The sequence below is a fragment of the Klebsiella sp. OBRC7 genome, from assembly GCF_000293135.1.
Classification (GTDB): Bacteria; Pseudomonadota; Gammaproteobacteria; order Enterobacterales; family Enterobacteriaceae; genus Klebsiella; species Klebsiella michiganensis.
In genome coordinates, this window is sequence record NZ_ALNJ01000108.1 from 199569 (window position 1) to 206632 (window position 7064).

The 7064-nt window shown below is 62.4% G+C and carries 7 protein-coding genes; 1 reads left to right on the plus strand and 6 read right to left on the minus strand.

Annotated elements, in window-relative coordinates; genetic code table 11:
* Positions 1 to 78: 78 nt before the first annotated feature.
* Positions 79 to 702, plus strand: coding sequence for a DUF2238 domain-containing protein (locus tag HMPREF1144_RS22520; RefSeq protein WP_009653985.1), 624 nt, complete (start codon positions 79 to 81; stop codon positions 700 to 702).
* Here the strand turns inward: HMPREF1144_RS22520 and menE are convergent.
* From menE to HMPREF1144_RS22550, 6 genes are all read right to left on the minus strand, one after another.
* On the minus strand, positions 679 to 2070 hold the full coding sequence (gene menE / locus HMPREF1144_RS22525; protein ID WP_009653974.1) for an o-succinylbenzoate--CoA ligase: 1392 nt from the start codon (positions 2068 to 2070) through the stop codon (positions 679 to 681). The genes HMPREF1144_RS22520 and menE overlap by 24 nt on opposite strands.
* Positions 2067 to 3032: an o-succinylbenzoate synthase gene (gene menC / locus HMPREF1144_RS22530; protein WP_004852798.1), complete on the minus strand. Its 966-nt coding sequence runs from the start codon at positions 3030 to 3032 to the stop codon at positions 2067 to 2069. The genes menE and menC overlap by 4 nt, the downstream gene beginning before the upstream one ends.
* Complete coding sequence (gene menB / locus HMPREF1144_RS22535; RefSeq protein WP_004123101.1) at positions 3032 to 3889, minus strand: 1,4-dihydroxy-2-naphthoyl-CoA synthase; 858 nt, start codon at positions 3887 to 3889, stop codon at positions 3032 to 3034. Before menB ends, menC begins: the two co-directional genes overlap by 1 nt.
* 14 nt (positions 3890 to 3903) lie before the next feature.
* Positions 3904 to 4662 carry a 2-succinyl-6-hydroxy-2,4-cyclohexadiene-1-carboxylate synthase gene (gene menH / locus HMPREF1144_RS22540; protein WP_009653997.1) on the minus strand — a complete coding sequence of 253 codons (759 nt, stop codon included), beginning with the start codon at positions 4660 to 4662 and terminating at the stop codon, positions 3904 to 3906.
* Positions 4659 to 6329 (minus strand): 2-succinyl-5-enolpyruvyl-6-hydroxy-3-cyclohexene-1-carboxylic-acid synthase, encoded by a 1671-nt coding sequence (menD, locus tag HMPREF1144_RS22545; protein ID WP_009653946.1) that lies wholly within the window; start codon positions 6327 to 6329, stop codon positions 4659 to 4661. The genes menH and menD overlap by 4 nt, the downstream gene beginning before the upstream one ends.
* Positions 6330 to 6406: 77 nt before the next feature.
* Positions 6407 to 7064: isochorismate synthase (locus tag HMPREF1144_RS22550; protein WP_009653972.1), on the minus strand; the 658-nt coding region annotated here is incomplete at its 5' end.

Below are 7064 nucleotides of genomic sequence, written 5' to 3' on the forward strand. Positions count from 1 at the left end.
CGCCGCCAATGACGCTATACGTTGAATTTCCGCCACATCTGCCTGATAGTTATCATTTTAACTTTCTGGTGATCCGTTATGACCGTCGCCGCATCCCGTTCGGGGTTAACATTCGCCGCGCTGGCGCTGGCCCTGATTCTCGTTTACACCGGTATCAGCGCAGGGGATAAGCTCACCTGGCTGATGGAAGTGACGCCGGTGATTATCATCGTTCCGCTTTTGCTGGCCACGCGCTCGCGCTATCCGCTGACGCCGCTGCTTTACACGCTGATTTTCTTCCATGCCCTCATTTTGATGGTTGGCGGTATGTACACCTACGCGAAAGTGCCCATCGGCTTTGACGTACAGGCGTTGCTGGGACTGAGCCGTAACCCCTATGACAAGCTGGGGCACTTTTTCCAGGGGCTGGTGCCGGCGCTGGCGGCGCGGGAGATTCTGCTGCGCGGCGGCTACGTTCACGGGCGTAAAATGCTCGGTTTCGTGGTCTGCTGTATTGCGCTGGCGATTAGCGCCGTCTATGAACTGATCGAATGGTGGGCAGCGCTGGCGCTGGGACAGGGCGCGGATGAGTTTCTCGGCACCCAGGGCGATCCCTGGGATACCCAGTCGGATATGTTTTGCGCCCTGCTCGGCGCGCTGACCGCCGTTTTAGCGCTGGCCCGCTGGCATACGAAGCAGCTACTGAACGTCCAGCGCGTCTGAGTCGGGCATCGCCTGCTGGTTGACCCAGTCACGTAGCGCCCGGCGGGAAATTTTAATTCCGCCGGTTTTCAGCGATTCAGGCAGCCGCAGCCAGCGCACCGGCTGCTGAAAGCGCGCCAGCTTATCGGCGCACCAGCCCGCCAGCGCGGACGGGTCGTCATGCTCGCCGCACTCCACCACCGCCACCGGCCGCTGGCCAAACTCCGCATCATCCTGCGGCACGATGAAAACTTGCGTAATCCGCGGATGAGCGCCAATCACCCGCTCCACTTCTTCCGGCTGAATACCTTCTCCGCCACTAAAAAAGAGGTTGTCCACTCGTCCGAGGATAGTCAGCCTGCCGTGCTCCAGCCAGCCCCGATCGCGAGTGGCGAACCAACCGTCGGCATTAGCCAGGGGGACCATTTGCCCATCGCGCCAGTAGCCTTCAGCCATGCTGTCGGCCCGCAGCCAGACCTCACCGTCGACAATCCGCACTTCGCGGCCCGGCAGCGGCTGCCCGACATCCGCCAGGCCGTCCGCTTCCTTGGCGCATACCGTGGAGGCAAACTCGGTGAGCCCGTAGCCGCACCAGCAGCGGATACCGCGCTGACCGGCCTGCTCGGTTAGGGCCACCGGGATCGCCGCGCCGCCGAGCAGAACCGCTTTTAACGACACCCTGGCGTCGCCGTTAAGCAGGCGCCAAAGCTGAGTCGGCACCAGGGAGGCGTGGGTACAACCGCGTAAAGCGTGTTCCAGCGGCTGCTTGTCGCGTACCGTCAGGCCTGCGCCGGCAAACAGCCAGCGCCAGAGAATACCCTGGCCGGAAACGTGAAACAGCGGCAGCGACAGCAGCCAGTCGTCCTGCGGCGCAAAGGGTATCATCGCCAGCACGCCTTCTGCGCTGGCAAGATGGGCGCGAAAAGCGTGCACCGCCGCTTTCGGTAGTCCCGTCGACCCCGAGGTTAGCGTCATGGACGCGATACGATCTTCTCGCCAGTCGACCGCGTGGACACCGTCGCCGGCGTGCAACGCTAATGGATTAAGCGCCGCCGGAAGGTCGCCGCCGTTTAGCACCAGCGCGTGGCGCAGACCCAGAGACGGCAGCAGTTCCGCCAGCTGAGGAGCCGGCAACTGAGGATTCAGCGGCAGGACGCGCGCACCGCACTGCAGGAGGGCCAGCCACGCCAGCAGAGCATCGGGCTGGTTGTAAGCACGAAGCAGCACGCCATCGCCGTCGCGAACGCCCCGGGCGTGAAATCCCGCCGCCAGCGCATCAATTTGCGCGCACAGCTCCCGCCAGCTTAGCCGCCGCTCGTTCAGGCGCAGCGCCTGAGCCTCTTCCCGCAGCCGCCGCCAGTGGCGCCAGGGCCAGTCGCTAAAGGTCACAGCAGCGGCTCCAGGTCATCAACGTTCAGACACGGCAGCTCGCTTTCCGGCCAACGGCGCACCAGTTGGGCACGCATCAGGCTCAGGGTGTCCAGACCGGGTATCGTGTTCGGGGTCAGCCAGGCTGCGATTCGCGCCAGCTGCGTCAGGCCAAGGCTCGACTCAATGGATGAGCTGATGACCGCCGTCAGCCCCAGGGCATGCGCCTGCGCCACCTGCTGCCGCACTTTTTGCAGGCTGCCGGTCAACGTCGGTTTAATCACCACCGCCCGCAGCCCTGGCTCGGCGGCAAAGGTAAAGTCCGCCTCGCGCAGGCTCTCATCCCAGGCGATAGCGATACCCGTTTGTTGGGCGAAAGCGCGTGAATCGTCGCGGTTTTTACAGGGTTCTTCGAGAAAGGCGATGCGGCTGCGATAGTGCGGATTCACGTATTTAGCAAACTGCTGCGCCTTCAGCGGCGTCCAGGCGCGGTTAGCATCGAGGCGTAGCGTCAGATCGGGAATCGCCTCCAGCAGCAGGTTGACCACCATGCCGTCGCGTACCGCCTCATACAGCCCGACTTTGACCTTGGCGACTTTTTCGCCGGGCATCAGCGAAAGCCTGGCGAACAGCTCGTCCGGATCGCCAGCGCAGAGCGGCGCCGCGCGATAGTCTGCCGCCTGCGGCAGCTCGCCGCACAGTTCCGCCAGTGCGCAGCTCGCCCCGAAAGCCGCCGACGGCGGCGTCGGCAACGCGCCCACTTCGCCATCGCGCCAGGCGCTCGCCCACGCCAGCAGCGCCGCCTGCGCCTCATCCAGCGTTTCCAGGCTGAATCCGGGCAGGGGAGAAATTTCCCCCCAGCCTTCGCGCTCGCCGTCGCGCAGGCGCAGAAGCAAACCATCGCGAGTTTTTAACCGCCGTTCACGCAGCACCACTCCCGCATCCATCGGTAACTGCCAGCGGTAGACCTGCGCCCGCCGCATTACGGATTCCGTTTAAATTTGCTGAAGTCCGGCTGGCGCTTCTGATTGAAAGCGTTGCGCCCTTCCTGACCCTCTTCGGTCATGTAAAACAGCATGGTGGCGTTACCCGCCAGCTCCTGCAGTCCCGCCTGACCGTCGCAGTCGGCGTTCAGCGCCGCCTTCAGGCAGCGCAGCGCCATCGGGCTGTTTTGCAGCATTTCCCGGCACCAGCGCACGGTCTCTTTTTCCAGATCCGCCAGCGGCACCACGGTATTCACCAGCCCCATATCCAGCGCCTGCTGCGCGTCGTACTGGCGGCACAGGAACCAGATCTCACGGGCTTTTTTCTGCCCGACGATGCGCGCCATATAGGAGGCGCCCCAGCCGCCGTCGAAAGAGCCGACTTTCGGGCCGGTCTGGCCGAAGATGGCGTTTTCCGCCGCGATAGTCAGATCGCACATCATATGCAGGACGTGGCCTCCGCCGATGGAGTACCCCGCCACCATCGCCACCACCGGTTTCGGGCAGGTGCGGATCTGGCGCTGGAAATCGAGAACGTTGAGGTGATGAACGCCGGAATCATCCTGGTAGCCGCCATAGTCGCCGCGGACTTTCTGATCGCCGCCGGCGCAAAACGCTTTATCGCCTTCACCGGTCAGAACGATGACGCCGATATTGTCGTCATAGCGGGCATCCGCCAGCGCCTGAATCATCTCTTTGACGGTCAGCGGGCGAAAAGCGTTGCGTACCTGCGGGCGGTTGATAGTAATTTTGGCAATCCCGTCCGCCGATTTTTGATAACGAATGTCGGTGTAGCCTTCGGAGCAGTCCTGCCATTCAATCGGGGCGTAAAGCATGGCTTCATCAAGAGAGATCATAAAGTGTCCTTCAGTTAACTCGCTAAAAACTGCGCCAGACAAGCCACGACAGCATCGGGGTTTTCCCGATGCGCGTTATGTCCGGCATGATTAATCACGTGCGTGGTGGCCGATAGCTCATCGGCGATGGCGCGAAACTTGCCGTCGCGCTCTCCGCAAAGGTAATGAAAAGAGAACTCGCGCGCCCGTAACGACGCCCGGAGATCGGGTTGTTCCGCCAGCGAGCTAGTCTGCAGCATCGCCGCCAACGCTTCGCCGTTATTGCGGCTGCGTAGCGCAACCAGCGTCGCCCGCTGCGCTGCGTTCAGGGAAGCGAAGACCGGCTGCTGATACCAGTCGGCAAAGACCTGGGTCAGCGGCTCGCGGCGAAAGCGTTCAGCCCAGGCGGCATCGTTGTGGCGGCGCCACAAGCGTTGGTTTTCATCCGTTAAGCCCGGATGTCCCCCCTCGACGACCAGCCCGCAGAGCCCTTCGCGCGGCTGGCTGACATAGAACATAGCCACCCGTCCGCCGAGGGAGTATCCCACCAGCCAGTACTTAAGTATGTTGTAACTATTAAGCGTATTCTTAATCAGCTCGCTGACATCGGCAAAATCGTTGACGGCAATATGCGCCGATCCGCCGTGGCCCGGCAGGTCAATATAGAGACGCGGATACGCACCAAACGCCTGCCCCACCGTGCGCCACTCATGACTATCCCCGGCAAAACCGTGCAAAAAGACCAGCCAGGGATAGCCCGGCAGGCCGCTTTCAGCCACCGCGTGCAGCGTCATAGCTGACTCACCTGCGCCAGCAGCTGCTGAAGCGTTTGCGTACCGTCGGTTTCATTAACCGCCAGCTCAATCAACGTCGCGCCGGGTCCTCGCCAGGCAACGTCCAGCGCCTGCTCCAGCTCATTCCAGTCCGCAGGGCGATGGTAAGTCAGATTGAACATCGCCGCCGCGTGCGCGAAATGGATATTCTGCGGCATCAGATAGAACTGGCTGCGCTGCTCCTGCGGCGTGGGCAGCAGGGAAAAAATCTGCCCGCCGTTATTGTTGACGACAATCAGCACCAGCGGCGCGGAGGCCTGACGCAGCAGGGCCAGCGAGTTGAGATCGTAAAGCGCCGAAAGATCGCCGACGATAGCCAGCGTCGGACGGGCGCTGGCGCGCTGCACCCCGGCCGCCGTCGCCAGCAGGCCGTCTATTCCGCTGGCCCCGCGATTGCTGTAGACCGGGTAACCTGCCGGTAGCTGCGACAACGCGTCAATTAAGCGCACCACCAGGCTGTTGCCGACGAACAGCTGGCCCTGATCCGGCAGATAGCGCCGGATTCGCTGCGCCAGCTGGGCCTCGCCGAAATCCTCGCTGCTGGCGACCGCCGCCTGCCATGCCCGGCGCGAAAGCTCGGGAATGACGGTGGGCCACGGCTGTCGTTTTTCCGCCGGATGCTGTTCAAGCCAGCGGTCGATGGCGCACACCAGTCGGCGACCGCGATGCTGGGCGGGATCCAGACGCCCCGGCAGATTATCCACCAGCCAGTACTCTTCGGGTTCGCAGGTGGCCTGCCACTGCAAAACGCGTTTGCTGGTCAGGCTGCTGCCCAACTGAACGATAATTTGCGCCTGCGCCAGTTCGCTGACCGCCTTGCCGTTGCCCAGCCACAGGTCGGCGCAGGGGAGCGGCTGCCCGGTTTGCGAGAGCACATCGCCAATCAGCGGCCAGCCGAGGGTTTTCGCCCATTCGGCCACCTTGACGCCCTCTTCCGCGCGCATCCGCCCGGCGACCACCACGCCGCGTTTCTGCCGCCAGAAAAACCAGTCGCGCTGCTTTTCACTTTCCAGATGCAGAGAGTGACGCAGCCAGGGCTTGTCGCTCTGCCACCAGTCGCCGAGCTGCTGCTGCCACTCGGCGCCGGTGTCGTCCATATCGCCATACAGCGGTTCGGCAAACGGGCAGTTAATATGAACGCCGCCGCAGTGCAGCGCGCCGAGCGCCTGGTCGAGGGTCGAGACCAGCCAACGGGCGGAGATATCCTGCGACGGACGCGGCAGGGATAGCGTCTGCGACGGGTGCGAAGCAAACATGCCCGGCTGGCGAATCGCCTGATTCGCGCCGCAGTCAATCAGCTCCGGCGGCCGGTCGGCGGTCAGTAAAATGAGTTTTTCACCGGTCAGCCCGGCTTCAATCAGCGCCGGATAGAGGTTAGCCGTCGCGGTACCGGAGGTCACAATCACCGCCACCGGCTGACCGCTGGCTTTCGCCAGCCCTAACGCCAGATGGCCGAGGCCGCGTTCGTCAAAGTGGGTATGATGAATCAATGCGCGGTTTTCCGCCGCCGCCAGGGTTAAAGGTGTCGAGCGCGATCCGGGCGCAATGCAGATATGCTGCACGCCGTGGCGCGTCAATGCTTCAAGGATCACCGCCGCCCAGCGTCGGTTAAATGCGCTTACAGACATGAATTTGTCCAGTATCAAATATTGAGGCTAAGTATAGATAAAGCAAACTGATGCCGTTTTGATGTGTATCGTTTTCTCTATGCTTCAGTCAGCAGTAACGAACGCAATCCCGCAGCTTTATTTTCAATTTCCTGCCACTCCTGCTCCGGGTCGGAACCGCTGACGATCCCCGCCCCGGCGTAGAGTCTGAGCGTACGCTGTTCGATTTTCGCCGAACGCAGAGAAACGCAAAATTCGCTTTGCGCCAGCGACAGATAGCCGGCGGAGCCTGCATACCAGCCGCGGGTAAAAAGCTCATTACGGGTGATAAAATCCAGCGCAACCCGGCGCGGTAAACCAGCAACCGCCGCCGTGGGCTGGAGCTGATGAAGGCAGCGGGCATCGTCAGGCTTCTCCAGCTCGGCCCAAATACAGCGCCGCAGATGCTGTACTTTCCGTAAACGGACAATCTGCGGCGGCAGAACTTCCAGCGCGCGGGTCTCCCCTTGCATCCGCTGACAGATATCCTCCACTACCAGCATATTTTCGCGCTGGTTCTTATCGTCGGCCATCAGCCAGCTACCCAAACGCTGCGCCTGGCGATCGTCCGCATGGCTGGCAACGGTTCCCGCCAGCGCTTCGGTACGCAGCAGCAGCCCGCGACGCCGCCACAGCCGTTCCGGCGTAGAGCCCATAAAGGCCTCTTGCGCGTTAAAGACCATCAGGAAGTGGAAGCAGTTAAGGTTGCTGCGGCGG

Excerpts from the sequence above, each read along its gene's own strand:
- menD (WP_009653946.1), bottom strand. The coding sequence starts at position 6,329 with ATGTCTGTAAGCGCATTTAACCGACGCTGGGCGGCGGTGATCCTTGAA.
- HMPREF1144_RS22520 (WP_009653985.1), top strand. The coding sequence starts at position 79 with ATGACCGTCGCCGCATCCCGTTCGGGGTTAACATTCGCCGCGCTGGCG.
- menB (WP_004123101.1), bottom strand. The coding sequence starts at position 3,889 with ATGATCTCTCTTGATGAAGCCATGCTTTACGCCCCGATTGAATGGCAG.
- menH (WP_009653997.1), bottom strand. The coding sequence starts at position 4,662 with ATGACGCTGCACGCGGTGGCTGAAAGCGGCCTGCCGGGCTATCCCTGG.
- menC (WP_004852798.1), bottom strand. The coding sequence starts at position 3,032 with ATGCGGCGGGCGCAGGTCTACCGCTGGCAGTTACCGATGGATGCGGGA.